25 protein-coding genes are annotated in these 24,360 nt (G+C 75.8%); 10 read left to right on the top strand and 15 right to left on the bottom strand.

Annotated features, from left to right (window positions below; all coding sequences use genetic code 11):
* Positions 1-61: 61 nt before the first annotated feature.
* Positions 62-1,399: an MDR family MFS transporter gene (locus VM95_RS16295; protein ID WP_107072980.1), complete on the top strand. Its 1,338-nt coding sequence runs from the start codon at positions 62-64 to the stop codon at positions 1,397-1,399.
* Positions 1,400-1,408: 9 nt separating this feature from the next.
* On the opposite strand, the gene VM95_RS16290 is transcribed toward VM95_RS16295, so the two are convergent.
* Entirely contained in the window at positions 1,409-1,951 is a 543-nt protein-coding gene (locus VM95_RS16290) for a type III secretion system chaperone family protein (RefSeq protein WP_045697233.1), read from the bottom strand.
* A 127-nt stretch (positions 1,952-2,078) separates the two neighbouring features.
* Positions 2,079-3,449 carry a D-inositol-3-phosphate glycosyltransferase gene (gene mshA / locus VM95_RS16285; RefSeq protein ID WP_425265315.1) on the bottom strand — a complete coding sequence of 457 codons (1,371 nt, stop codon included), beginning with the start codon at positions 3,447-3,449 and terminating at the stop codon, positions 2,079-2,081.
* A 252-nt stretch (positions 3,450-3,701) separates the two neighbouring features.
* Here mshA and VM95_RS16280 point away from each other — a divergent pair, with 252 nt between their 5' ends.
* Positions 3,702-4,535, top strand: a complete 834-nt coding sequence (locus VM95_RS16280) for a class I SAM-dependent methyltransferase (protein ID WP_045697227.1) — start codon at positions 3,702-3,704, stop codon at positions 4,533-4,535.
* 200 nt (positions 4,536-4,735) lie between these two features.
* On the opposite strand, the gene VM95_RS16275 is transcribed toward VM95_RS16280, so the two are convergent.
* On the bottom strand, positions 4,736-5,296 hold the full coding sequence (locus VM95_RS16275; protein WP_208615468.1) for an O-acetyl-ADP-ribose deacetylase: 561 nt from the start codon (positions 5,294-5,296) through the stop codon (positions 4,736-4,738).
* A gap of 259 nt (positions 5,297-5,555) precedes the next feature.
* On the opposite strand from VM95_RS16275, the gene VM95_RS16270 reads away from it, so the two are divergent.
* On the top strand, positions 5,556-7,034 hold the full coding sequence (locus tag VM95_RS16270) for a PP2C family protein-serine/threonine phosphatase (RefSeq protein WP_045697223.1): 1,479 nt from the start codon (positions 5,556-5,558) through the stop codon (positions 7,032-7,034).
* A gap of 98 nt (positions 7,035-7,132) precedes the next feature.
* On the opposite strand, the gene VM95_RS16265 is transcribed toward VM95_RS16270, so the two are convergent.
* The 7 genes from VM95_RS16265 to VM95_RS16235 all read right to left on the bottom strand — a co-directional run bounded on the left by VM95_RS16265 (position 7,133) and on the right by VM95_RS16235 (position 14,162).
* Positions 7,133-7,459: a DUF2516 family protein gene (locus tag VM95_RS16265; RefSeq protein WP_045697291.1), complete on the bottom strand. Its 327-nt coding sequence runs from the start codon at positions 7,457-7,459 to the stop codon at positions 7,133-7,135.
* A 157-nt stretch (positions 7,460-7,616) separates the two neighbouring features.
* Complete coding sequence (locus VM95_RS16260) at positions 7,617-8,132, bottom strand: hypothetical protein (protein ID WP_045697221.1); 516 nt, start codon at positions 8,130-8,132, stop codon at positions 7,617-7,619.
* Positions 8,133-8,134: 2 nt separating this feature from the next.
* The gene (locus tag VM95_RS16255; protein WP_045697218.1) at positions 8,135-8,557 is read right to left on the bottom strand and encodes a helix-turn-helix domain-containing protein; all 423 of its coding nucleotides are present in this window, start codon (positions 8,555-8,557) and stop codon (positions 8,135-8,137) included.
* A 61-nt stretch (positions 8,558-8,618) separates the two neighbouring features.
* Entirely contained in the window at positions 8,619-9,710 is a 1,092-nt protein-coding gene (locus tag VM95_RS16250; RefSeq protein ID WP_045697216.1) for a DNA polymerase III subunit beta family protein, read from the bottom strand.
* Between the two features lie 33 nt (positions 9,711-9,743).
* Positions 9,744-10,670, bottom strand: a complete 927-nt coding sequence (locus tag VM95_RS16245; RefSeq protein WP_425265313.1) for an RNA polymerase sigma-70 factor — start codon at positions 10,668-10,670, stop codon at positions 9,744-9,746.
* Positions 10,671-10,770: 100 nt separating this feature from the next.
* A complete protein-coding gene (locus tag VM95_RS44415) occupies positions 10,771-10,980 on the bottom strand; it encodes a hypothetical protein (RefSeq protein WP_045708746.1) in 210 nt (69 codons plus the stop codon).
* Complete coding sequence (locus VM95_RS16235; RefSeq protein ID WP_045697212.1) at positions 10,977-14,162, bottom strand: DEAD/DEAH box helicase; 3,186 nt, start codon at positions 14,160-14,162, stop codon at positions 10,977-10,979. Before VM95_RS16235 ends, VM95_RS44415 begins: the two co-directional genes overlap by 4 nt.
* Before the next feature lie 156 nt (positions 14,163-14,318).
* Between VM95_RS16235 and VM95_RS16230 the strand changes: the two genes are divergently transcribed.
* The gene (locus VM95_RS16230) at positions 14,319-14,936 is read left to right on the top strand and encodes a YceI family protein (protein WP_045697210.1); all 618 of its coding nucleotides are present in this window, start codon (positions 14,319-14,321) and stop codon (positions 14,934-14,936) included.
* Between the two features lie 146 nt (positions 14,937-15,082).
* Here VM95_RS16230 and VM95_RS16225 read toward each other — a convergent pair whose 3' ends face one another.
* Positions 15,083-16,051: a LysR family transcriptional regulator gene (locus VM95_RS16225; RefSeq protein ID WP_045697208.1), complete on the bottom strand. Its 969-nt coding sequence runs from the start codon at positions 16,049-16,051 to the stop codon at positions 15,083-15,085.
* Between the two features lie 233 nt (positions 16,052-16,284).
* Between VM95_RS16225 and VM95_RS16220 the strand changes: the two genes are divergently transcribed.
* On the top strand, positions 16,285-17,556 hold the full coding sequence (locus VM95_RS16220; RefSeq protein WP_045697206.1) for an MFS transporter: 1,272 nt from the start codon (positions 16,285-16,287) through the stop codon (positions 17,554-17,556).
* Between the two features lie 9 nt (positions 17,557-17,565).
* Complete coding sequence (locus tag VM95_RS16215; RefSeq protein ID WP_045697204.1) at positions 17,566-18,057, top strand: macro domain-containing protein; 492 nt, start codon at positions 17,566-17,568, stop codon at positions 18,055-18,057.
* Here the strand turns inward: VM95_RS16215 and VM95_RS16210 are convergent.
* Complete coding sequence (locus tag VM95_RS16210; RefSeq protein ID WP_045697201.1) at positions 18,042-18,599, bottom strand: GNAT family N-acetyltransferase; 558 nt, start codon at positions 18,597-18,599, stop codon at positions 18,042-18,044. The genes VM95_RS16215 and VM95_RS16210 overlap by 16 nt on opposite strands.
* Before the next feature lie 184 nt (positions 18,600-18,783).
* Here VM95_RS16210 and VM95_RS16205 point away from each other — a divergent pair, with 184 nt between their 5' ends.
* Positions 18,784-19,608 carry a TetR/AcrR family transcriptional regulator gene (locus VM95_RS16205; protein WP_244178799.1) on the top strand — a complete coding sequence of 275 codons (825 nt, stop codon included), beginning with the start codon at positions 18,784-18,786 and terminating at the stop codon, positions 19,606-19,608.
* A gap of 122 nt (positions 19,609-19,730) precedes the next feature.
* Here VM95_RS16205 and VM95_RS16200 read toward each other — a convergent pair whose 3' ends face one another.
* Both VM95_RS16200 and VM95_RS16195 read right to left on the bottom strand, forming a co-directional pair.
* Positions 19,731-21,011, bottom strand: coding sequence for a GNAT family N-acetyltransferase (locus tag VM95_RS16200; RefSeq protein ID WP_045697199.1), 1,281 nt, complete (start codon positions 21,009-21,011; stop codon positions 19,731-19,733).
* A gap of 70 nt (positions 21,012-21,081) precedes the next feature.
* Positions 21,082-21,594: a GNAT family N-acetyltransferase gene (locus VM95_RS16195; protein WP_045697197.1), complete on the bottom strand. Its 513-nt coding sequence runs from the start codon at positions 21,592-21,594 to the stop codon at positions 21,082-21,084.
* Positions 21,595-21,731: 137 nt separating this feature from the next.
* On the opposite strand from VM95_RS16195, the gene VM95_RS16190 reads away from it, so the two are divergent.
* The 3 genes from VM95_RS16190 to VM95_RS16180 all read left to right on the top strand — a co-directional run bounded on the left by VM95_RS16190 (position 21,732) and on the right by VM95_RS16180 (position 22,907).
* Entirely contained in the window at positions 21,732-22,097 is a 366-nt protein-coding gene (locus tag VM95_RS16190) for a hypothetical protein (RefSeq protein ID WP_045697195.1), read from the top strand.
* 44 nt (positions 22,098-22,141) lie between these two features.
* Complete coding sequence (locus tag VM95_RS16185; protein WP_045697193.1) at positions 22,142-22,444, top strand: hypothetical protein; 303 nt, start codon at positions 22,142-22,144, stop codon at positions 22,442-22,444.
* 61 nt (positions 22,445-22,505) lie between these two features.
* Entirely contained in the window at positions 22,506-22,907 is a 402-nt protein-coding gene (locus VM95_RS16180) for a PIN domain-containing protein (RefSeq protein ID WP_045697191.1), read from the top strand.
* A gap of 26 nt (positions 22,908-22,933) precedes the next feature.
* Here the strand turns inward: VM95_RS16180 and VM95_RS45210 are convergent, their stop codons facing one another.
* Entirely contained in the window at positions 22,934-24,193 is a 1,260-nt protein-coding gene (locus VM95_RS45210; protein ID WP_052707399.1) for a C40 family peptidase, read from the bottom strand.
* Between the last annotated feature and the right edge of the window lie 167 nt (positions 24,194-24,360).

Here is a 24,360-nt window from a genome sequence, read left to right as displayed (position 1 = left end):
GTCGGGCCTGCCCGCGCCGCCCGGTCCTCGCGCCCGCACGCCTGCCCTCGGGAGCCCCCACATGCTCGTCGCCCTGGTCGCCAATCCCCGGATCCGAAGACTGGTGAAGGAGACGGTGGGCGGGCTGCCGCGCGAGTTCTGGTGGCTCTGGGTGAGCACGCTGGTGAACAAGCTCGGCGCCTTCGTGGTGACCTTCCTCGCGCTCTACCTGACCACCGACCGGGGGTACTCGGCCTCGTACGCGGGGCTGGTGGCCTCGCTGTTCGGGCTGGGCTCGGCGATCGCGGCGCTCGGCGCGGGCGTGCTCGCGGACCGGATCGGGCGCCGGCCGACGCTGGTCGCCGCCCAGCTGGGGACCGCGGTGTCCACCGCCGTGCTCGGCTTCATGGACGGCCAGGTGGCGATCGCCGTGGTGGCCTTCCTGGTCGGCCTCTGCAACAACGCCACCCGGCCGCCCACCTCGGCGATCATCGCCGACCTCGTCCCGGCCGAGGACCGGGTCCGGGCGTACTCGCTCAACTACTGGGCGATCAACATCGGCTTCGGCCTCTCCGCCGCCGTGGCCGGGCTGATCGCCGTGCACGGCTACCTCACGCTGTTCGTGCTGGACGCGCTGACCACGCTGGTCTGCGCGGTGGTGATCTTCATCCGCGTCCCGGAGACCAGGCCGCAGGAGGCCGAGCCCGGCGCGGACCGGAACGCCGCCGAGCCGCGGATCGGCCTGCTCACGGTGTTCCGGGACGCGCCGTTCATGGCGGTGGTCGGGCTGAACCTGCTGCTCGCGCTGGTCTTCCAGCAGGGCAGCACCACGCTGGCCGTCGACATGGGCGCCTCGGGGATCACCTCCACCGAGTACGGGCTGGTCATCGGCCTGAACGGGCTGCTGATCGTGGTGCTGCAGATCCCGCTCACCCGGTGGATGGAGGGCCGCTCGCGCACCGGGCTGCTGATCGCCAGCTGCCTGTTCGCCGGCTGGGGCTTCGGCCTGGCGGCGCTGGCCGGGTCCTCGGCGTGGCTGTTCGCGCTCTCGGTGGTGGTCTGGACGGTCGGCGAGATCCTGAACGCGCCGACCACGATGGGCCTGGTCGCCGAGCTGGCGCCGACCCACGGGCGCGGCCGCTACCAGGGCGTCTACTCGCTCTCCTGGTCGCTCGCCTCGTTCCTCGGGCCGGCGGCCGGCGGGCTCCTGCTCGACCGGTCCGGGCCGGGGACGCTCTGGCTGGTGTGCGGGCTGTGCGGCACGGCCGCGGCGCTCGGGCACGTGGCGCTGGGCCGCCGGACGGGCGGGGCCGAGCGGGTCGGGACGGACTCCGTGACGGAGGTGGCGGCGCCCGCCGCGGAGGCGGGGAAGGCCCCGGCTCCGGAGAAGGCCCCGGAGAAGGCCCCGGCGGGCGCCTGACGGCGTCCGTCAGCCGGCCGCCGGGGGCTCCGGGGCCCCGGCGGCCTGCGGGGCGGCGGCCAGATGGGCGAAGGCGGCCAGGTTGCGGGTGGACTCCCCGCGCTTGGTGCGCCACTCCCACTCGCGCCGGATCGCGGTGGCGAAGCCCAGCTCCAGCAGGGTGTTGAACGGTTCGTCGGCGTTCTCCAGCACCGTCCCGAGCAGCCGGTCCACGGCGTCCGGGGTGAGCGCCTCCAGCGCGAGCCGGCCGGCCAGGTAGACGTCGCCGAGCGCGTCGATCGCGTAGGCGACGCCGTACAGCCGGGTGTTGCGCTCCAGCAGCCAGCGGTAGACGGCCTCGTGGTTCTCGTCCGGGCGGCGGATCACGAAGGCGTTCACCGACAGGGTGTGATCGCCGACCCGCAGGGCACAGGCGGTGTTCAGCTTCCGGGTGCCCGGGAGGGTCGCCACCAGGGTGTACGGGTCGGCGGCGGCCGGCTCCCAGGCCACCCCGGCGTCGTCCAGGGCGGTGCGCAGGAGGGTCAGGGCCTCGTCCTTGGTGCGGATTGCCATGGGAGTGACGTTACTCGTCGGTACCCGCATGGCGCACGGGACGGCCCGGCCGGACGGGCCCGGACCGGACCGTACCGGCCAGACGGGCCCGGACCGGACCGTACCGGCCAGACGGGCCCGGACGGGCTCAGACCAGGCGGCGCCGGGCCACGGCCAGCCGCCCGGCCGGGCGGGCCAGGCTGCCGGCGTACACCTCGGCGGTGGTCGCCGCCGCGGTGTCCCAGCCGAAGCCGGCCGCGTGCCGGGCCGCCGCCGCGCCGCGCCGGGCCACCAGCTCCCGGTCGGTGACGTACGGCTCCAGCGCGTGCGCCCACGCCACCGGGTCGTGCCCCTGCACCAGGGTGCCGGACTCGCCGTCCCGCACCGCCACCGGCAGGCCGCCGACCGCGGCCGCCACCACCGGGGTGCCGCAGGCCTGCGCCTCCAGCGCGACCAGCCCGAAGGACTCGCTGTACGAGGGCATCACCAGGGCCGTCGCCGCCCGGTACCAGTCCGCCAGCTGCGCCTGGCCGACCGGCGGGTGGAAGCGCACCACGTCCCCGATGCCCAGCTGGGCGGCCAGCTTGTGCAGGCTCTCCGGGCGGGCCAGCCCGGTGCCGGACGGCCCGCCGACCACCGGCACGACCAGCCGCTCGCGCAGCTCCGGGCGGCGCTCCAGCAGTGCGGCGACCGCCCGCAGCAGCACGTCCGGCGCCTTCAGGGGCTGGATCCGGCCGGCGAACAGCAGCACGGCGGCGTCCTGCGGCAGGCCCAGCCGGGCCCGGGCGTCCGCGCCGGCCCCGGGGGCGCCGGGGCGGAAGACGTCCAGGTTGACCCCGGGGTGGACGACGGCCAGCTGGTCGGGCCGGGCGGCGTAGTGCAGCGCCAGCTCGGCGGCCTCCTCCGTGGTGTTGGCGATCAGCCGGTCGGCCGCCTCGACCACCTGGGTCTCGCCGATCACCCGGGCCGCGGGCTCGGGCGTGTCGCCCTCGGCCAGCGCGGCGTTCTTGACCTTCGCCATGGTGTGCATGGTGTGCACCAGCGGCACCCCCCAGCGCTGCGCGGCCAGCCAGCCGACCTGCCCGGAGAGCCAGTAGTGCGAGTGCACCAGGTCGTAGTGGCCGGGGCGGTGGCCGGCCTCGGTGCGCAGCACGCCGTGGGTGAAGGCGCACAGCTGGGCCGGCAGGTCCTCCTTGACCAGGCCCTCGTACGGCCCGGCGGTGACGTGCCGGACCAGTACGCCGGGGGCCAGCTCGACGGTGGGCGCGTCGTCCGAGCAGATCGCCCGGGTGAACACCTCGACCTCGATGTTCAGCGCGGCCAGCCGCTTGGCCAGCTCGACGATGTAGACGTTCATCCCGCCCGCGTCCCCGGTGCCGGGCTGGTGCAGCGGCGAGGTGTGCACGCTCAGCATGGCTATCCGGCGCGGGCGGCGGCGGCCCGGGACGAGCGACTGGAGCCGGCCGCGCGCGGGCGCGGCGGGCTGGGCACGGCGTACCGAACGGACGGGGTGCTGGATCACCTGGCTGAAGCCTCCTCGTGTGCGGCCCGTCCCGGCGGTCCGCGTCCGGGCCGCCGGCTGTCCGGTGTGCGCTGCCCCGTCCGGGCACACATCACCACCAGTGTGCCAACCACGCGACGGAGGCCGGGCATTCCCGGTTCGGGCGGCGAGATGACGGGGACAGGCCAGTTCCTCGGCCGCGGCGGCAGCCGCGCTGGTCAGAGCAGGTGCGACCGATCCCGGTCGCGGGCGCCGACTACCCTTCTCGGCATGGCCGCCACCTTCGACCCCGCCTCCGCCGCGCCCTCCCGGGGGCGGACCGGCCGGCCGGTGGGCACGGTCACCCGGGGCACCACCAACACCAACCGGCTGCGCCGGATGGACCGCTGGATCGCGCACACCCTGGGCGGCGCGCTGCGCGCCGCCGAGCGGCCGCCGGTGGCGGTCGACCTCGGCTACGGCGCGGCGCCGTGGACGGCCGTCGAGCTGGCCGGGCGGCTGCGCGCGGTGCGGCCGGACGTCCGGGTGGTCGGGATCGAGATCGAGCCGGAGCGGGTCGCCGCCGCGCAGCCGTACGCGGTGCCGCCGCTGCTGACCTTCCGGCGCGGCGGCTTCGAGGTGCCGCTGGACGGCGGCGCCCGGGCGCAGCTGATCCGGGCGGCCAACGTGCTGCGGCAGTACGAGGAGTCGGCGGTGGCCGGGGTGTGGGAGCGGCTGTGCGCCCGGCTCGCGCCGGACGGGCTGCTGGTCGAGGGCACCTGCGACGAGATCGGGCGGCGGCACGTGTGGGTGGCGCTCGGCCCGGAGGGGCCCCGGACGGTGACCTTCGCGGCCCGGCTGGGCGGCCTCGGGCAGCCCTCCGACCTGGCCGAGCGGCTGCCGAAGGCGCTGATCCACCACAACGTTCCGGGCCGGCCGGTGCACGCCTTCCTGGCCGACTTCGACCGGGCCTGGGCGGCGGCCGCGCCGTACGGGGCCTTCGGGGCGCGGCAGCGCTGGGTGGCGGCCTGCACGGCGCTGGCGGGCAGCTGGCCGCTGGTGGACGCGCGGGGGCGGTGGCGGCAGGGCGAGGTCACGGTGCCGTGGACGGCGCTCGCGCCGTAGCGCCGTGCCGTGGCGCCGTGCCGAGGCGCCGTGCTTTGTCGGAGCGCCTTGGCGGGGCGCCACCCCGCATTCACTCGAACGAGTTATCGAATATCTCTGGTGTGTTGACGCCCCGCCGCGCCACGATGGAGGCCGCCGAGCGGCGGCACCGCGGACCGCTCGGCGGTCGCCGTGCCCTCAGCCGCCCAAACGCTCAGCCGTCAGCCGTCCCGCCCGAACAGCTCCGCCCGGGCCTGTTCGAACACCCCGTACATCTCCGCCCCGAACAGCACGAACCGCACCTCCGCCAGCTCCGCGCCCGCCCGCGCGTCCCCGCCCGCCAGCACCTCGGCGACGGTGGAGAGCGCGATCCGGGCCGCGTCCGCCGGCGGCCAGCCGAAGATCCCGGCCGACACCGCCGGGAACGCCACCGTGCGGGCGCCCAGCTCCGCCGCCGTCCGCAGCGACTCGCGATAACAGGAGGCCAGCAGCCCCGCCCGCTCCTCGTACTCCCCCTCCAGGAACACCGGCCCGACCGTGTGCACCACCCAGCGGGCGGGCAGCCGCCCGGCCGTGGTGGCCACCGCCCGTCCGGTGGGCAGCCCCTTGCCCCAGTGCGAGGCGCGCAGCCGGCGGCAGTCCGCCAGGATCTCCGGCCCGCCCCTGCGGTGGATCGCGCCGTCCACCCCGCCGCCGCCCAGCAGCGACGAGTTGGCGGCGTTCACGACCGCGTCCACCTGCTGTTCCGTGATGTCACCCTCGACCAGGGTGATCCGCGTCACCATTCCTCGCCCCCGTTCCGACCCGCTCCCGCACCCCCGGGGTGCGGGCCCCGTCCGCCATCCGAGTCCGTTCACCGGACCACTGACCACCCTGCCACCGGCGTGGCACGAGCCACAACGGCGCCGGTCGGCCGGAGAAATCCCCGGAGATCACGTTATGGTCGCGATGGTCGCGAGAAGTTCCCCGCCGCACGGTGCCGACCGGGCACTGCGGACGGACGCCGGCCGTTACGCATGCGGGGAAAGGGAGGAACCACCGATGCCCGCAACGGGAGACGGGCGGGCACCTGGTGCCGCGGACCAGCCGGACGCCCATGACGGCGCCCGGCTCAGCCGTGCCCGCAACCACCCCACCACCACCGGCCCGGCGACCGCTCCCCCGATACCTCACCCCCGCACCCGCGCCTCCCACCTCGGCGACGGCCCGGCACCGGGCGACGCGCCCGCCGACGGCGCCCCGCCGCTGCGGCTGCTGGTCATCGAGGACGACGCCTCCGACGCCCAGCTGATCAAGGCCGCGGCCGCCGAGAGCGGCACCTCGATCGCCCTGCACTGGGCCCGCGGGCTGGACCAGGCCACCGAACTGCTGGCCCCGCCCGCCCCCTCCGCCCGGCGCGGGCGCGGCGCCCGCGGCCCCGAGTTCGACTGCGTGCTGCTCGACCTCGCCTCCCCCGCCGACCTACCGCACCCGTCCGACGCCTCGGACGGGCTGGAGGGGCTGCACGAACTGCTCCGCCGCGCCCCGCACACCCCCGTCGTGGTGCTCACCGACGCCGCCGGGGCGGAGCTCGGCGCGGCCGCCGTCGCCGCCGGCGCCCAGGACTTCCTGATCAAGCACGAGACGGACGGCCCGCTGCTGGCCCGCGCGCTGCGCTACGCCGTCGAGCGCAAGCGCGCCGACGAGTCCCAGCGCCGCCTGGTCGAGGCCGAGCTGCGCGGCCAGGAGAACGCCCGCCTGCAGCGTCACCTGCTGCCCACCCCGCTGCTCGACGGCGCCGGGCTCTCCTTCACCCGCCGCTACCGCCCCGGCCGGCGCCGCGCCCTGCTCGGCGGCGACTTCTACGACGCCGTCCGCACCGACGACGGCACCGTCCACGTGGTGATCGGCGACGTCTGCGGCCACGGTCCGGACGAGGCCGCGCTCGGCGTCGCGCTCCGGATAGCGTGGCGCACCCTGGTCTTCGCCGGCCTCACCGGCGAGGCCCTGCTCACCACCCTCCAGCACGTGCTGGAGCACGAGCGGCGCAGCGACGAGATCTTCGCGACGCTCTGCATGCTCGTGATCGAGCCCGGCCGCACGGACACCGGCCTCGACTCGCTCGGCGCCTGCGAGCGGGCCCGGCTCTACCTCGCCGGACACCCCGCGCCGCTGCTGCTCGGCCGCGACCACCGCCCGGTCACCCTGCCCGCCGACCTCGCCGGGCCCGCGCTCGGCCTGCTGCCCTGCCACGACGGGCAGGCCGCCTGGCCCGCCCACGACGTCGAACTCCAGCCCGGCTGGCGGCTGTTGCTCTACACCGACGGCCTGATCGAGGGCCGGGTCGGGGCCGGGTCGCGGCGCCTCGGGCAGGACGGCCTGGCGGACCTGGTCGCCGACCACCAGAGCGCCGGGCTGACCAGGGGGCGGCTGGTCGACAGCGCCATCGCCGAGGTCGAGGAGCTGAACGGCGGCGCGCTGACGGACGACGTCGCGGTGCTGCTGCTGGAGCGCAACCCGGTGCAGCTGATCCTGGGCTGACGCCCGGCGGACACGACTCGGCCCGGTCGGGGGATCCCCGACCGGGCCGATGCGTTCAGTGGCCGGCGCGTTCAGCGGACGGCGCGTTCAGCGGCCGCTCACCAGGGGCCGTACGGGCCGGAGTTGCTCCGGCCGCCGCTCCCGCCGGTCAGCGCCCGGATCGCCGGGCGGACGTCCACCATGTAGACGATCGCCGCGACCAGCCCGGCGAGGGTGAGGAAGCTGGAGAGCGGCATCGCCCCGAACAGCAGGTCCAGGCCGAACGCGATCCCCAGGATCACCAGCCAGAACTGCTTGGTCTTCTTGTCCGCCGCCCGGTAGGCGTCCTCGCGGCGGGAGGCCGCGTCGAGCAGGACGAACAGCTTGAAGCCGAGGATCGCCACCGCCACCCACCAGAACGGGTTCAGGTAGTCCAGGGCCAAGATCTGGAACACTCCACCCACCGTGGTCTCCTCCGTCGTCCGTGCTGCGGCGCCCGGCCGCCCATCCTGGCACGGGTGGCTGTCCGCTCTGCTCTCAACGTCCCGCAGTCACCGGATGTGCCCCGTTCGGCGGCTTTCCACGCCTGCCCGGCGGCCACGCCTAGCGGTCGTCCGCGGCCTTCCGGGCGCGGCCGGTCTTCTTCGGCCCGGCCTCGGCGGGCTCGACGGGCTCGGCGGCCTCGATCTCCACCGGCTCGACGGCGGGCTCGGTGGCCTCGGCGGCCTCGGTCGCGGCGCCCGGACGGGCCTTCTCCACCGCGACCTTGCCGCGCTCGGCCAGCTCGTCGTACGCCTCCCGGGCCTTCACCGCCAGCTCGACCGCGCGGGCCACCTGCTGCAGGGCGAAGCCCTGGGCGCGCTCCTGCAGCCCATTGAGGTCGGTCGGCAGGGCGGTGACCGCCTCGGTGACCTTGGCCTGCGCCCCGGCCACCAGCGACTGCGCCTCCTGGAACCTGGCGGCCGCCTTCTCCTGGGCGCCCTTCGGGTCCGACGCCAGCGCCTCCACCCGGCCCGGCACCTCGCGCAGCTTCTCGTACGCCAGGTCCCCGGCGCCGGCGAGGGCGTACAGCGGGGTCGGGTCGGTGAGGGTCTTCTTGATCTCGTCCGTGATCGGCATGGTTACCGGTCCTCCCGGTGGGTGTTCTGGGCGGCTGGGCCGTCGGTCGTCGCGCCGGCGGCGGAGTCGGAGGCGGCCGGGGCGGCGTTCTCCTTCAGGAAGGCGTCGTAGACCGCGAGCAGCGCCTGCTTCTGCCGCTCGTTGATCAGCGGATCGGCCAGGATCGAGGCCCGCAGCTCGTGGCCCTCGCCCCGCCGCTCCTCCAGGATCCCGGCCTGGACGTACAGCGTCTCCGCCGAGATCCGCAGCGCCTTGGCGATCTGCTGCAGGATCTCCGCGCTCGGCTTGCGCAACCCTCGCTCGATCTGGCTGAGGTACGGGTTGGACACGCCGGCGACCTCCGCCAGCTGCCGCAGCGAGTACTGCGCGTTCCGGCGCTGCTCCCGGATGTACTCGCCCAGCGAGCCGACGTTCAGTGAGGCCATGCCGACAGCCTGCAACACCCCGCTTGCTTTTGCAAGCAGGGCGCTAGCGCCAGCAAACGGATCAGGAGGCCTCGGGGAGGCGGACGGGCATCAGGACGGAGAAGGTGCCGGGCCGGCCGGGGCTGCGGACGGCGAGCGGGGCGATCGGGCCGCCGAGTTCGAGCAGCAGCTGCTCGGGGCGCCCGGCGGCGAGGGCGTCGAGCAGGTAGTCGCGGTTGACGGCGATGCCGGGCCCGCCGGCCGGCCCGGCGGCGACGGCGAGCCGGCCGTCCGGGGTGGGGACGAGGACGCTGACCTCGCAGTCGGCGCCGTGCGGGCCGGAGGGGAGGGTGCGGGTGGCGCCGGTGGCGACGGCGGTGCGCAGCTCGTCCGCCGGGAGGGTGATCCGGTGCCGCGGTTCGAGCCTGGTGACGGCCCGGTGGTCGGGGTAGTCGAAGTCCAGGGCGGCGCCCTCGATCCGGTGCCCGCCGGCCTCGGCCCGGACCCGGCCGCCGCCGAGGGTGAGCACCGCCTCGGCCGGACCGGCGGCGAGCAGCGCGCGCAGCGCGTCCACCAGCGGGGTCGGGACGATCGTGCCCGCGGTCGGCTGCTCGGGCGCCCCGGTGGCCGGGACCTCGGCGAAGGCCATCCGGTAGCGGTCGGTGGCGACCAGTCGCAGCACCGGGCCGTCCGGCTCGAACAGCACCCCGGCGAGGGAGGGCTGCTCGGGGTCGCTGCCGACCGCGAAGCGGACCGCCTCCAGGGCGGCGGTCAGCTCCCCGGCGGGGACGGCGAGGCGGAGTCCTGCGGGCGTGGTGGTCATCGGCTGCTCCCTCTGGTCGATCATCGTGCGGATCAGGGAGAGCTCGCGGCGGGCGTCGGCGAGGCCGTCCTCCAGGCGGCGCAGGTGCGCGTCGAGCACCTGGTGGCCCGCGCCGCTGCCGGGCGCGGCGCCGAGCACCGCGCGGATGCCGGCCAGCGGCAGGCCGACCCGGCGGAGCCGGGCCAGCAGGCGGGCGTCGGCGAGCTGGTCGGGCCGGTACCAGCGGTAGCCGGTCTGCGGGTCGACCCAGGCGGGCGCGAGCACCTGGGCGCTGTCGTAGTAGCGCAGGGTGCCGACGCCCAGGCCGCTCGCGCGGGACAGGGCGCCGATGCTGTGCAGCTCGCTCTCCATGCGGTGACTCTGCGGGCTCGACCTGGTCGAGAGTCAAGCCCGGTCGGCGCGGTGCGCGAGGTGGGCGAGGTGCGCGAGGTGGGCGAGGTGCGCGAGCTTGTGCGGGTTGCGGACGGCGCGGATCGCGGAGACCAGCGGGCCGCCGTCCGGCCCCTCGGCGAAGTCGAGCACGGAGACGGAGTCGACCGCGCCGTCCACGGTGACCAGCAGGCCGGGCTCGCCGTTGACCAGGACCGGGCGGACCGCGGCCCGTTCGCCGAGCTGTCCGAGCACGCCGAGGACGAAGCGGGCGACGTTCCCGGCGCCGGTGACCGGCCGCAGCGCGGCGCGGACGACACCTCCGCCGTCGCTCCAGGTGGTGACCTCGGGGGCGAGCAGGTCGAGCATCCGGTTGAGGTCGCCGCCGACGCAGGCCGCCAGGAACTCCTCGGTGGCCCGGCGGCGCAGCTCCGGCGGGGCGTCGTAGCGCGGCCGGCGGGCCCGCACCTGCGCCCTGGCCCGGCTGCCGACCTGGCGGCAGGCGGCCTCGGTGCGGTCCAGCGCCTCGGCGATCTCCGGGTAGGAGAAGCCGAAGGCCTCCTTGAGCACGAACACCGCCCGCTCCAGCGGGGACAGGCTCTCCAGCACCACCAGCAGGGCGACGGAGACGGACTCGGCGCGCTCGACGCCCTCGGTCGCGTCCGGTTCGGTGACCAGCGGCTCGGGCAACCACGGGCCGACGTAGGACTCGCGGCGGACGGCGGCGGAGGACAGCCGGTTGAGGGCGAGGTTGGTGACCGTCCGGGCCAGGTAGCCGCCGGGGCTCGCCACCGGGCCGGTCACGGCGCTCCAGCGCAGCCAGGTGTCCTGGACCAGGTCCTCCGCGTCCGCGACGCTGCCGAGCATCCGGTAGGCGATGCCGAAGACCGTGCGCCGGTGCTGCTCGAAGTCGGCCAGACGGGCGTCGGTGGTGTCGGTCACGGTCGGGACGCTACCGCACGGTAGCGGGCGGGCGGGCACGGGCGGGCACGGGCGGGCGCGGGCGGGCGGGCACGGGCGGGCGCGGGCGGGCAGGCGGCCTTCAGCCGAGGAACGCGTCGTAGGCGGGGGCGAGCAGCGCGGCCAGGTCGCGGCCGTGCGCGGTGATGCCGGAGCGGCCGAGGCGGGCGAGCGAGGGGGCGTCCGCGTCCGGCTCGTCCTCGGCGCGGCCTTCCGGGCGCAGGGTGAAGTCGCCGCGCCAGTAGGCGGCGACGTTGACCATGGGGGCATCGGGCTCGCTGCGCTCGCTCACGCGTCCTCCTCGGCGACGGCGTCCTCGCGGGTCAGGGTGATCAGTTCGCGCAGCTCGTCGAGCGGCAGTTCGGTGAGCCGGTGCTCCCCCTCCGCCACCACGGCTTCGGCCAACGAGCGCTTGGCGGACAGGAGTTCGTCGATCCGCTCCTCGACGGTACCGACGCAGACCAGTCGGCGGACCTGGACGTCCCGGCGCTGGCCGATCCGGAACGCGCGGTCGGTGGCCTGCTGCTCGACCGCCGGGTTCCACCAACGGTCCAGGTGGATCACCTGGTTGGCGGCGGTCAGGTTGAGACCGGTGCCGCCGGCCCGCAGCGAGAGCAGGAACACCCTTGGCCCGTCCGGCGATTGGAAGCGCTCGACCAGTTCCTCGCGGCGGGCGCGCGGGACACCGCCGTGCAGGTACAGCACCTCCTCGCCGAGCCGGCGCTCCAGGTACGGGCGGAGCATCGCGCCGAACTCGGCGTACTGGGTGAAGACCAGCGTCCGGTCGCCCTCGGCCAGCGCCTCCTCCAGCAGTTCGGCGAGCCGGGCGACCTTGCCCGAACGCTCGCCCAACGGCGAGCCGTCGTGCAGGAGTTGGGCCGGGTGGTTGCAGACCTGCTTGAGCTTGCCGATCGCCGCGAGCACCGTGCCGCGCCGCTCCACGCCCCGGATGCCCTCGACCCGCCGCAGCAGGTCGGCCACCACCGCCTGGTAGAGGCCGGCCTGTTCGGCGGTGAGGTTGCACCAGACGGTCATCTCCTGCTTGGCGGGCAGCTCGGCCGCCACCGCCGGGTCGGACTTGAGCCTGCGTAGCACGAACGGGGCGGTGCGGCGCCGGAGTTCAGCAGTGCGCTCGGGGTTGCGGTGCAGCTCGACCGGAATCGCGTAGCGCTCCTTGAAGCGCTCGGCCGGGCCGAGCAGGCCGGGGTTGGCGAAGTCCAGCACGGCGTGCAGTTCGGAGAGCCGGTTCTCCACCGGGGTGCCGGTCAGGGCGATCCGGTGCCGGGCGACGGGCAGCGCGCGGATCGCCCGCGCCTGCGCGGTACCGGCGTTCTTGACGTGCTGCGCCTCGTCGGCGACGATCCGGCGCCAGCGGATCGTGCGCAGCGCGGCGAGATCGCGCTGGACCAGCCCGTAGGTGGTGACGACCAGGTCCACACCCTCGACGGCGGCGGCGAGCCGGTCGGGGCCGAGGCGGCCCGAGCCGTGGTGGACGTACCGGCGCAGGCCGGGGGCGAAGCGCTCCGCCTCGCGCTGCCAGTTGCCGACCAGCGACATCGGACAGACCAGCAGGGTCGGGCCGGTGGCGCCCCCGGCCTTCTCCGCGGCCAGCAGGGCGAGGGTCTGGACGGTCTTGCCGAGGCCCATGTCGTCGGCCAGGACGGCGCCGAGCCCGAGGTCGGACATGGTCCGCAGCCAGGCCAGTCCGCGCCGCTGGTACGGACGCAGCTCGGCCCGGAAGTCCGGTGGGGGGTCGGCGCGTTCAGGCCCGGCCGGGACGTCGGCACGGCCGGCGAGCAGGTCGCCGAGCGGGCCGTCCACCCGGACGGAGGTGACCGGCAGCCCGGCGACGGTCGCCTCCGGGTCGAGGGCGAGCCGCAGCAGGTCGGCGGCGGGCAGCACACCGTCGCGCTGCTCGGCGAGGAAGGCCAGCGCGGCGGCGATCTGGGCCGGGTCGGCCTCCAGCCAGGTGCCCCGGACGCGCACCAGCTCCTGTTTGGCGGCGGCGAGTTCGGCCAGTTCCCGCTCGGTGAGCGGGGCGCCGTCCGGGCCCAGCGCGGCCTGCCAGCGGAAGGCGACCACGGCGTCGTGGTCGACCTGACTGCTGACGGCGAGCGAGCCCGGCGCGGGCGGGGCGGCGGCGCGCAGGGCCAGGCCGAGCCGGGGGCGGCGGCGCCACCAGGCGGGCAGCAGCACCCCGAAGCCGGCCTCGGCGAGGGCGGGGGCGGCGGTGCGCAGGAAGTCCAGCGCGCCGGCCCGGTCGAGCGGCAGGGCGGACGGGCGGGAGCGGTGGCGCAGCGCGTCCAGGGCGGGCCAGCGGTGGGCGGCGCGGGCGAGTTCGGCGACCAGGACGTCGGCCGGGTCGACCTCCTGACCCCCGGGTCGGGCGGCCGCGCGGGTGAGCGCGGCCCGGGCGGCGCCGCCCTCGTGCAGGTCGGCGGCGCGGACCAGCAGGGAGGGCTCGTCGACGGCCTGGAGCAGGAACTCCAGCCGCCAGGCGTCGTCGGAGGGGTGGCCCTCGGGGTCGTCCGCGTCGGGGCCGAGCGGTTCGACCAGGCGGAAGCAGAGCCGCAGCGCCGGCTCGGCGGGTTCGGCGGCGGCGTACCAGGCGGCGAGCCGGTCGCGCAGTTCGGCGACGTCCTCGGGCGGGGCGGCGACCTCGGCGACGGGGCCGGTGAGGGCGTGCAGCCAGCGCTCGGGGGTGGTGGCGCCGGCCGGGAAGGGCGCCCCGGCCAGGGCCGCGCGGGCCTCGGCGTCCACCAGGGCGCCGAGCGCCTCCGCCAGCAGCGCCTCGCCGGTGGGGGCGGGGCGGGCGGGCCACTCCCCCAGCAGGACGGGCGGGCAGCCCGCCGCCAGCGCGGCGGCCTCGCGGAGACCGGCCGGGTCGAGGTCGGGGCGCCACCGGGCCTGCGGGCCGTCGCCGCCCGCGCCGGCCGCGCCGTCGCCGGGGACGACCCACGGCAGCACCCGCCCGTGCCCGACCGCCCGCCAGGCGAGGTCGTGCACGCCGGTGAGCCAGCGCAGCGCGGGGCCGCGGACGACCTCGACCCGGCCGGTGCCGGGCAGGTCGGCGTCGGTGACGGCCCAGTGCGGGTCGAAGATCTCGCCGAGCAGCTGGGCGGCCGCCCCGGGCTCGAAGAGCAGGGCGGGCACCCGCCAGGGGGTGAGCACGGCGCCGCCGCGCGGCGGGGTGACCGGCAGGTCGGGCGAGGGGGCGGGCAGCGCGCCGACCGTGGGCAGCAGCAGGCCCGCCCAGCGTTCGGGGGCCTGCGCGGCGAGCCAGCCGAGGCCGGGGCCGATGCCGCCGAGCACGGTGGCCAGCTCGCCGGCCGGGCAGGCGTACGGGTGGGCGTGCGGGGCGGGCCGGTCGGCCCGGGGGGCGGCGCCGGTCAGGGCGCGGGGGTAGCCGCGGGCGTCCTCGGCCCAGAGCGCCAGCCGGTCGTCCGCCCGCCACAGCGCGTGCAGGACGAACATCGGGACTCCCAGGGACGGACGGCGGGGCTTTTCGCAGCCTAACCGGGTGGTCCGACACTCTTCCGGACGTAGTGGTTGAAACTTGAACGAGACGGGTCTACAGTGGAGTCAACAAGTTGAAGCCTAAACAAATGGCTTCGGACCCGAGGAGGAGCCATGGGCCTGTTCAACCGCAGCAAGACCGCCGCCACCACCACCGTCACCGCCGTCCAGACCCCGGCCGGCCCGGACCTCTCCCACCTGAGCGGCGACTGGGCGATCGACACCATGCACAGCGAGGTCGGCTTCTCGGTCCGCCACGCGATGGTCACCAACGTCAAGGGCCGCTTCACCGAGTACGACGGCAAGCTGCACCTGGACGGCGCCGCCCCGGCCAACTCCTCGGCGGAGCTGGTGATCAAGGTCGCCAGCATCGACACCAACCAGGCCCAGCGCGACGAGCACCTGCGCACCGGCGACTTCTTCGCCGCCGACAGCTACCCGGAGATCCGCTTCCGCAGCACCTCCGTCGAGCGGCTGAACGGCGACACCTACCGGATGCACGGCGACCTGACCATCAAGGACGCCACCCGCCCGGTCGTCCTCGACCTGGAGTACACCGGCAGCGCCACCGACGCGTACGGCGCCGAGCGGGTCGGCTTCGAGGGCACGGCCGTCGTCGACCGCACCGAGTTCGGCCTGACCTACAACGCGGCCCTGGAGACCGGCGGCGTGCTGATCGGCGAGAAGGTCAAGCTCAGCTTCGACATCTCCGCCGTCAAGGCCGCCGCCTGACCCCGCCGCCCCCTGATCGCACCGTCCCTGCCGGTCCCCGACGGCAGGGGCGGTGTCCTGCTTCCGGCGCCGCCCCGAAGGCGCCGCCCGCTTCAGGCGCTTGCTTCCGGCGCATGCTTCAGGCGCATGCCCCGAGGGCCGCGCGCTCAGCCGAGCAGCGCCGCGTCCGGCGCGGGCAGCCAGCTGCCCGGCGGGCGCCGCAACCAGCCCTCGGCCGCCCCGAGCCCGGCGGCCGCGCCGGCCAGCGCCCGCAGTCCCGGGTGGCGCTCACCGGGCCGGTGCACCAGGCTGACCAGGCTCAGCGGCACCGGCTCCACCAGCGGCACGTTCACCGCGCCCGGGATGCGCGGGCCGCCGACCGTGGTCAGCATCGGGTCGCCGTGCCGGGCCAGGTAGCGGGCGGTCTCGTCCACTCCCACCGGCGGCACGTACGGGGCTGCCGCCGTCAGTCCGTGCTCGCGCAGCAGCCGGGTGCCGAGGTCGGCCCACTCGGTGGTGGCCGGGTTGCCCGCGCAGACGTCGACCGGGTGCCCCGCGAGGTCGGCGAGCCGCAGCGCGGACCGGTCGGCGAGCGGGTGGGTGGCCGCCATCATCACCGACATCCGCTCCAACCGCACCGGCAGCTGGGCGAGTTGGTCGCGCACCTCGGCGGGCAGCCCGGCGAAGCGGCCGAACGAGGCATCCAGCCGGTGCGCCAGCAGCTCGGCGGCCGCGGCCGCCAGCCCGCCGTGGAAGCGGGCCAGCAGCTCGCCCTCCGGCCAGGCGGCGCGGGCCCGTTCGAGCACCCGGTCGGCGGTCAGGTCCGGGCCGTCGACGTCGCTGTTGAGGTCGAGCAGCAGGGGCCGGGCGGTGGCCGCCGCCCCGGCCAGGATCTCGTCGTGCAGCGCCAGCAGCCGACGCGCCTGGGGCAGCAACCGCCGCCCGGCCGGGGTGAGTTCGACGCTGCGGGTGGTGCGGCTGAACAGCGCGTCGCCGAGCAGCCCCTCCAGCGCCCGGATGTCGCGGCTGAGCGCCTGCTGCGCGACGTGCAGCCCCGCGGCCGCCCGGCCGAAGTGCAGGGTCTCGGCGGTCGCGACGAAGCCGCGCAGCAGACGGGGGTGCAGGTCACGGGGCATGGGCGGCAGACTAACAACCGGGCCGCCCCGAAGGGATCATGGGCGACCGGAGCGGATCCGGGAACGGATCCCGGAGCGGATCCGGAAGCGGGTCCCGGAGCGGATCCGGAAGCGGGTCCCGGAACCGATCGACAACACCCTGTTGTGAATGCGGCGGAACAGGTGTTGGACCGCGGGCCGCCGCCCCCGCGAAGCTGACGGGCATCCCCACCCCTCCCCCGCCCAGGAGCCCCATGCCCCCGCGCGCCCTCCTCCCCTCCTACCGCCGCCTGTTCGCCGCCCCCGGCACCGTCGCCTTCACCCTGGCCGGTCTGCTCGGCCGGCTCGCGATGTCGATGAGCGGCGTCTCGCTGGTCATGCTGCTCACCGAGCGGCGCGGCTCGTACGCGCTGGCCGGCACCGTCGCGGCGGCCGGGCTGGTCACCGGCGCGGTCGGGCTGCCGCTGTTCGGACGGCTGGTGGACCGCTACGGGCAAGCGCGCGTCGCCGTTCCGGCCGCGCTGTACGTCTCCGTGCCGCTCGCCGCGCTGCTGCTGTGCGTCCGGCTCGGCGCACCGAACTGGACGCTGCCGCTCTGCTGGGCCGCCGGCGCCGCCGCGCCCAACCTCGGCGGCATGGCCCGGGCCCGCTGGGCGCACCTGTACCGGGACGACCCGGCCGCCCGGCACCTGGCCAACTCGCTCGAACAGTCCCTGGACGAGCTCTGCTTCATGTCCGGGCCGGTGCTCGGGATGCTGCTCTGCACGACCTTCGTCCCCGAGGCCGGGCTGCTCACCGCCTGGGCCCTGGGCACCACCGGCGCCCTGCTGTTCGCCGCCCAGCGGCGCACCGAACCGCCGCTCGCCGAGCCGGAGAGCGCCGGGCCCCAGGGCGCCGGGCCCCATGCCGGTTCACCGCTGCGGGTGCCCGGGCTGCGGGTGCTGGCGCTGACCTTCCTGGCCACCGGCATGATCTTCGGCTCCACCGAGATCACCACCGTCGCCTACGCCGACGCGCTCGGCCACAAGCCCGCCGCCGGGCTGCTGCTGGGGCTGGTCGCGGGCGGATCCTGCGTGGCGGGGCTGCTGTTCGGGCTGCTGACGCCGCGCCGGGCACCGGGCGTGCGGTTCCTCGCCGGGGTGGCCGCGATGGCCGGGGTGCTGCTGCTGCCGCTCGCCGCCGGGCTGGGCGGGGTCGGGCTGGTGCCGCTCGGGGCGGCACTGTTCGCGGCCGGCACGGCCACCGCGCCGACCATGGTCACCGGGATGACGCTGATCCAGGACCTGCTGCCGCAGCGGCAGTTGAACGAGGGGATGGCGGTGGCGGTGTCCGGCATCGTGGTCGGCATCTCGGCCGGCGCCGCGCTCGCCGGGGCGGTGGCCGAGCACACCGCCCCGGGCACCGGGTACGCCCTGCCCGCCGGCGCGGCCGCCCTCGCCCTGCTGATCGGGCTTGCCGGGCGGCGGCGCCTGCTGGACGGCGACCGGCGGGAAAATCCCGCGCCGGCTGTCAGCGCCCCGGTCTAACGTTCGGGCATGACGGGGGACACCACGGGGATCAGCTACGTCCGGGGCGACGCCACCGCGCCCCGGGGCAAGGGCGTGAAGGTGATCGCCCACGTCTGCAACGACCTGGGCGGGTGGGGCAAGGGCTTCGTCCTCGCCCTGTCCAGGCGCTGGCCCGAGCCCGAGGCCGCGTACCGGCGCTGGCACCGGGAGCGGGCGGGGAACGACTTCGGGCTGGGCGCGGTGCAGCTGGTGCGGGTCGCGGAGTACGTCTGGGTGGCCAACCTGGTGGGCCAGCGCGGCATCCGGACCGGCCGCTCCACCGGGGTGCCGGTGCGGTACGAGGCGATCGACGCCGCGCTGGCGGCGCTGGCCGGCCACGCGCTCGACCTCGGCGCCTCCGTCCACATGCCGAGGATCGGCTGCGGGCTGGCCGGCGGCCGCTGGGAGCGGGTCGAACCACTGGTGACGGCCCGGCTGGTGGCGCGCGGGGTGCCGGTGACGGTCTACGACGCGGACTGAACCGGCGGCCACGCGTAGACGTACTCCGGCAGCACGAAGCCGCCGGGGAAGACGCCGTCCTGTTCACCGGCGCGCACCCCGCCCTCGCGCTCGTAGAAGGCGATCGCCCGGGTGTTGGCGCGCAGCACCTCCAGGTACAGCTCGGCCGCCGGGTGCCGCTCGGCGAGGTGCGCGCGGGCCGCGGCGAGCAGGGCGCGGCCGATGCCGCCGCCGGTGAGGCCGGGCCGTACGTGCAGGTTGTCGAGCAGCACCCGGCCGTCCGGCTCCGGGACGAGGTAGGCGAACCCGACCGGCTCGCCGTCGCGTTCGGCGATCAACAGCTCGGGGGTCGACTCCGGGCCGCCGTAGTCGGCGGTCAGCCGCAGCTCCCACAGCTCGCCGCGCTCCTCGGCCAGCCCGTCGCCGAGCGCCGCGGCGGGGACGAAGTCCCGGTAGGCGGTCCGCCAGCTGAGCGCGTGCAGCTCGGCGACAGCGCGCGCGTCCGCCGGGCCGCCGCTCCGGACGACGACCGACCCGGCCGGCCCACTCTTAGAACTGATCATGTGACGATACTCCTACGGATTGGAGTTGAACGCGTTCAAGTAATGCCCCTAGAGTGCTGTCACCGAACTTCCGGACGTGTTCCACACCAGGGGGCGGTGGGTGCGGCACCGGATGCGGAGGGGGCATCCGGTGCCGCACGCACCGACAACCACCAGGGCCCCGGCTCCGGTTAGGCTCGTCCCCGTGGACGACCTGGCAGCGACGAACCGAACGGACGGCGAGCACGGGCCCGCCGACACCCCGGCGGCCCCCCGCGCGGAGCGCGAGCCGCTGCCCGCCACGGAGACCGGCGCGCTGCCCGGCGGCCGGGCGCAGCCGAAGACCGACAAGAGCGAGGCGACCAGGGCACTGATCCTGGAGACGGCCATGCGGCTGTTCCAGGAGCGGGGCTACGAGAAGACCACCATGCGCGCGATCGCCGCCGAGGCGGGCGTCTCGGTCGGCAACGCCTACTACTACTTCTCCGCGAAAGAGTTCCTGATCCAGGGGTTCTACGACCGGATGACCCACGACCACGCCGCCGAGGCCCGGCGCCGGATGGCGCACACCCGGGACTTCACCGAACGGCTGGAGATCGCGCTGACCTCCTGGCTCGACACCGCGGCGCCGTACCACGAGTTCTCCGCGCAGTTCTTCCGCACCGCCGCCGACCCGACCAGCTCGCTGAGCCCGTTCTCGAACGAGTCCCACCCGGCCCGGGCCACCGCGGTCGAGCTGTTCCGCGAGGTCCTGGTGGGCTCCGAGCTGGCGCCGAAGCTGGACGCCGAACTGGTCGAGCTGCTGCCCGACGTGCTCTGGCTCTACCTGATGATCGTGGTGCTGTACTGGGTCTTCGACCGCACCCCGGACACCGAGCGGACCAGGGAGTTCGTCCGGCGCTCCACGCCGATGTCGGCCCGGGTGATCAACCTGTCGCGCTACCGGGTGTTCCGGCCGATCGTGCGCGACGCCAAGGGGCTCATCCAGGACTTCATCCTGCCGACCATCGGCCGGACGGCCGTCAAGTAGCCCGCTCCGCACGCGACTCGGACAGGCCGGAGACCGGACCGCCCACCCGGCGATCCGGTCTCGAAGGTCCCGAAGGTCCCGAAGCTCTCGGAGGCCCAAAGGCCCCCGAAGGGTGCGCCGGATCAGAAGATGTCCGGAGTCCAGGCCCGCAGCGGGGCGCGCAGCAGCAGGTCGGCGGCGGCCGCCGCGCCCGGGCGCAGCTCCGTCACCAGACCGGCCGCGACCAGCCGCGCGGCCGTCTCGGACCCGAGGTGGAACGAGCCCAACTCGCTCGCTCCCAGGGCGAGATCGGCCTCGTCGGTGGTGCGGGTGCAGCGGCCGACGCCGCCCTCCCCCACCTCGATCGCCCACCGGCCCGCGGCGTAGCCGAGCCGGTCCTCGACCGCCAGCACCACCCGGCCGGGAGGGCCGTACGTCCGGGCGTTGAAGGCCGCCTCGACGTCCAGCACCCGGACCCAGGTGAAGTCGGAGTTGGCCGCGTGCGGGGTGGCCCCCCGCGGGTCGTTGAGCAGCAGCGGCAGCGGGTCGTCCGGGCCGAGGTTGGACACCGAGACCTTGCGCACCCAGTCGACGGAGAGGACCAGGCGCCACAGCGCGGCGGCCGCCGCCAGGTCGAGCGCGAGGAAATCGGTGACGTTGAGCGTGCAGTTCGGGTAGCTGCCGTCCCAGCTGTCGGTGACGCGGTAGGTCACCAGGCCGGTGACGGTGCCCTCGGCGTCCCGGTGGACGGCCGCGAAGGGCTCCGAGAAGCCCTCGGCCGGGTCCACCACCGCGCCGGTGCGGCGCTTCCACCACTGCTCGGAGCGGGTGATCGCACCGGGCTGGAGGAGCCGCCAGCGGTCGTGCAACTCCGGGCCGATCGTGGCCAGTTCCGCCATGGTGACGAAGTCGACCCGGCCGCCGGGGGCGGTCGGCAGGTCGTCCCGCAGGCCCTGCGCGCGCTGCAGGTCGATGTTCCAGCCGTGGCCGAGGGTGGCCGGGCCGAAGCCGTACCGGCCGTAGATGCGGTACTCGGCGGCGATCAGGATGGCGACCGCCGAACCGCGCTCGGCGGCGGCGGCCAACTCCCGGCGCATCATGGTGCCGAGCAGGCCGCGGCGGCGGTGGGTGGAGAGGACGGACACGTTGGTGATCGCGTCGGCCGTGACGGTGGCGCCGCCCGGCACGGTCAGCTCCGTGTCGAAGCCGCGGAAGGTGGCGACCATCCGCTCGCCGTCGAGGCCGGCCAGCCAGCGGCCCGGCCGCCAGTCCGCGCGGCGCAGCTCGGTCGCGCTCGGCGCGTGCGGACGGTGGAAGCCCAGGAACAACGCCCGCTCCCAGGCTGCCACTTCGTCCTCGGCGACCGCCCGGACCGTGAGCCCGTTCACGACGTCCACGGTCGTCCCGTCAATGCTGTTGCCCATGGAGCCTCACCGTAGGGCGACTCCATGGGCGGGGCACCCGATTTATTTCGTGGGCGTCGCGCCGGGCCGGCTACTCGGCGCTCGCCCCGGTGTGCTCCCCGGCCACGACCATCCAGCGGTTGGTCCGCAGCCACCGGTCGGCGAAGTCCAGGTCCCGCTCGCCGACCAGCCGGAAGCCGAGGGACCGACAGATCCCGTTGGACGGACCGTTGGTGACGCCGGGGTTGGCCTCGATCTCGCCCCACCGGCCGTCCCGGGCGGCCTCGTCGAGCAGCTGCCGCACGGCCGCCTTGGCCAGGCCCTTCCCCTGGAACTCGGGCAGCACCGCCCAGCCGATCTCGGAGACGGTGACGCCGTCCTCCGTCGCGGACCACAGCACGACCCCGCCGGCCGTCCGCCCGTCGTCGTCGACGATCATCCGCGCCCAGAGGGTGTCCCGCGCGACGCCCTCGACGTCCTTGCGCAGCCGCGCCTCGACCGCCTCCCTCGGGAGCGGACCGCCCAACTCGGCCATCATCTCCGCGTCGCACCGCATCCGGACATACACCTCCACGTCCCCCGCCTCGACATTCCGCAGTCGCACCGCGCCCTCCTCGCCATCGATCGGAACGGACCACGCTAGCCGCCGCCACCGACAAACCCTGGCGCGCCCGCGCGCCGGTCTGGCAGGCTCGGCCCGGTCGAGCGGTGAACGGCGGTGAACGGTCTCCGGGGGGAGCCATGGACGGCGACGACATCTACAACTACCAGCACGCCCAGCGCCTGGAGGCCTACTACCACCGGCGCAACCTGGTACGGGCCCTGGCCGCGCTGGCGGTCGGCGGGTGGCTCTGGGCGGTCGGGCTGCTGTTCGTCCCGGCCCACGCCTCCGCGCTCGGGGACGAGGTCGACTGCGGCTCCCCGGCCCTGTACGAGAAGCCGGACCTGCGCTGGCAGCGGGAGGCCTGCGACCAGGACGTGGCCGGCCGCACCCGCGACGCGGTGACCGTCACCGTGCTGACGCTCCCGCTGGCCGGTGCCTGGATCCACTTCGGGATCACCCTGCGCGACCGCCGGGCGGCCGTCGAGGCGGCGGCGGGCGAGTAGCCTACGGCGGTCATGATCGTCGATCGGCGGACAGCGGGGGAACCATGGGAGTCGCGGAACTGCTGGCGGAGAAGGACGCCCGGGCGCGGCGCAGGAGCGCCACGGCGAGCCGGGCCGGCGCCGCCGCCGTGTGGCTGGTCGTCTCGGCCGGCTGGCTCTGGACGTGCTACCTCGCCTTCGTCGACACCTGCGGCCGGAACGGCTACCACGACGACTGCGCCCGGCAGAACTCCGTCGTCATCCGGACCGGCCTGATCACCGCCCTGGTGACGGTCTGCTGGCTGTACGCCCGGGCGGTGCGCCGGATCCGGCAGCTGGAGGAGGACCTGGACGCGCTGCGGCCGTAGGACCCGCCCCCTGGGGTTCACTGGTGCGCGAAGTCCCGCGCACCGAGGAGGCCCGAGGCCCGTGGCGAAGTACGTGATCACCCCGGAGGTGGCCCTGCGGCTCGTCCGGGACGGCACGCCGCTCCCGGACGGGCGACAGCTGCTGGCCCCGACGCTGCTGCGCTCGCAGCTGCTGGCGCTGCTCTACGGCGCCGTCCGCCGGGGCGAGCTGACCGCGGGGGACGCCGAGCAGGCCCTCGTCCGGGTGCGGGCGCTGCGCGTGCGGCTGCTCGGCGACCGGGTGCTGCAGTCCACCGCCTGGCGGATCGCGGAGCGGCTGGACGCGCCGGACACCCTCGGCGCCGAGTACCTCGCGCTGACCCGGCTGCAGGCCGACGCCCTGGTCACCCTCGACCCCGCGCTCGCCGCCGCCGCCCGCGGCGTCGTCCCGCTCGCCCCCTTCGAGGCGCTGTTCGAGCGGTAGCACCGGGGACCGGCCCCGGCCGGACCTCAGGGCCGGGCGTAGTAGTCCGGGGTCCCCATGATCCAGAGGCTGGCCTGCTTGATCGGCATGCCGGCGCGCGGGGCCTCGACCATCTGGTCGTCGCCGATGTAGAGACCGACGTGGTGGATGTCGGCGGCGCGGCCGGTCTCGGTCCAGAAGACCAGGTCGCCGGGGCGGAGCTGGCGGTAGGTGACCGGAGTGGACTGGGCGTACTGGTCGGCGGCGAAGTGGTTGAGCTGTTTGCCGCCGGTGCGCCAGGCCATCATGGTCAGGCCCGAGCAGTCGTACCCGGCCGGGCCCTCGCCGCCCCAGACGTAGGGCAGGCCGATCTTGGACTTGGCGAAGGCGACGGCGGCGGCCGCGCCCTCCGCGGACCACGGACGGGCGGGCGGCGGCTGGGCAGCGGGCCGGGCGGCCGCGGCGGCCTCCGCCTCGCGGGCGGCCTGCTCGGCGGCGGCCCGGGCGGCGGCCGCGGCCTCACGGGCGGCGATCTCCTCCAGGGCCTCGCGGCGGCGGCGTTCGAGCTCCACGGTGGTGTCGCGGGCGGCGGCGAGTTCGGCGAGCAGCTGTTCGCGGCGCCGGTCGGCCGCGGCGACCTCGGTCCGCTGCGCCGCGAGGCGCTGCTCCGCCCGGGCCTTCGCGGCGCCGACCTCGGTGGCGGCCCGTTCGGCGGCCCCGGTGGCGGCCCGGGCGGCGGCGGAGGCGCGGGCGGCCTCGGCGGCGGTGTCGGTGGCGGCGTCCAGGATCTGCCGGGTGCGCCGGCTGACCACGCTGATGACGGCGGCCCGGTCGCCCGCCTCGCGCGGGCCGCGGGCGGCGAGCAGGGCGTTGATCGCGGAGAGTTCGGCGCCGCCGCCCTGGCGGTACGTCTCGGCGGCGAGCTGCGCGGCGTCCTCGACGGCCGCCGCGCGGGCGGCTTCGGCGGTGGCGGCGCGGCCGGCGGCGGCGGTCTCCTCGGTGCGGGCCCGGGTGAGGGCGAGCTGGGCGCCGTTGTAGGCCTCGACGGCCTGTTCGGCGCTCCGGCCGGCCCGGTCGAGGTCGGCCCGGGCACTGGTGAGCGCGGCCTCCAGGGCGGTGACCGAGGCGGCCTTGCCGTCGGCCCGGGCACGGGCGCGGTCGATGTCGTCGGTGCTCGGGTACGGGGTCTCGCCCCGGGCCGGGCCGGCCGCCGGTTCGGGGTCCGCCGGGGCGGCCTGGGCGGCGGGCAGCAGCCCGAGCAGCCCGGTGAGGGACAACAGGAGGGTCGGCAGGAGCCTGCGCGCCACGCGACATCCCTTCTCACGGGTCACGTGCGCGGGGACGGCTGCGGACCGCGGCGGGCAACGGCCGGGAGCCGCTGGGGGCGGCGGGAGCGGCGGTGGCGAGCGGCGGAGCGGGGGATCCGACGAATCATCCCATCACGTGACAGAACGGTCACACGACGCTCATGTTC

The sequence above is a fragment of the Streptomyces rubellomurinus genome (assembly GCF_000961885.1).
In the GTDB taxonomy this organism is placed as follows: domain Bacteria; phylum Actinomycetota; class Actinomycetes; order Streptomycetales; family Streptomycetaceae; genus Kitasatospora; species Kitasatospora rubellomurina.
The sequence above is the reverse complement of the archived record's forward strand: the minus strand, read 5'-3'. Positions and strand labels throughout refer to the sequence as shown.

Bases quoted from the DNA above. Each gene is read 5' to 3' on its own strand.
- VM95_RS16280 (WP_045697227.1), top strand. From the start codon at position 3,702: ATGGCCGCCACCTTCGACCCCGCCTCCGCCGCGCCCTCCCGGGGGCGG.
- VM95_RS16210 (WP_045697201.1), bottom strand. From the start codon at position 18,599: ATGATCAGTTCTAAGAGTGGGCCGGCCGGGTCGGTCGTCGTCCGGAGC.
- VM95_RS16185 (WP_045697193.1), top strand. From the start codon at position 22,142: ATGGGAGTCGCGGAACTGCTGGCGGAGAAGGACGCCCGGGCGCGGCGC.
- VM95_RS16220 (WP_045697206.1), top strand. From the start codon at position 16,285: ATGCCCCCGCGCGCCCTCCTCCCCTCCTACCGCCGCCTGTTCGCCGCC.
- VM95_RS16270 (WP_045697223.1), top strand. From the start codon at position 5,556: ATGCCCGCAACGGGAGACGGGCGGGCACCTGGTGCCGCGGACCAGCCG.
- VM95_RS16295 (WP_107072980.1), top strand. From the start codon at position 62: ATGCTCGTCGCCCTGGTCGCCAATCCCCGGATCCGAAGACTGGTGAAG.
- VM95_RS16255 (WP_045697218.1), bottom strand. From the start codon at position 8,557: ATGGCCTCACTGAACGTCGGCTCGCTGGGCGAGTACATCCGGGAGCAG.
- VM95_RS16190 (WP_045697195.1), top strand. From the start codon at position 21,732: ATGGACGGCGACGACATCTACAACTACCAGCACGCCCAGCGCCTGGAG.
- VM95_RS16290 (WP_045697233.1), bottom strand. From the start codon at position 1,951: ATGGCAATCCGCACCAAGGACGAGGCCCTGACCCTCCTGCGCACCGCC.
- VM95_RS16235 (WP_045697212.1), bottom strand. From the start codon at position 14,162: ATGTTCGTCCTGCACGCGCTGTGGCGGGCGGACGACCGGCTGGCGCTC.
- VM95_RS16260 (WP_045697221.1), bottom strand. From the start codon at position 8,132: ATGCCGATCACGGACGAGATCAAGAAGACCCTCACCGACCCGACCCCG.
- VM95_RS16250 (WP_045697216.1), bottom strand. From the start codon at position 9,710: ATGGAGAGCGAGCTGCACAGCATCGGCGCCCTGTCCCGCGCGAGCGGC.
- VM95_RS16215 (WP_045697204.1), top strand. From the start codon at position 17,566: ATGACGGGGGACACCACGGGGATCAGCTACGTCCGGGGCGACGCCACC.
- VM95_RS16200 (WP_045697199.1), bottom strand. From the start codon at position 21,011: ATGGGCAACAGCATTGACGGGACGACCGTGGACGTCGTGAACGGGCTC.
- VM95_RS16225 (WP_045697208.1), bottom strand. From the start codon at position 16,051: ATGCCCCGTGACCTGCACCCCCGTCTGCTGCGCGGCTTCGTCGCGACC.
- VM95_RS16230 (WP_045697210.1), top strand. From the start codon at position 14,319: ATGGGCCTGTTCAACCGCAGCAAGACCGCCGCCACCACCACCGTCACC.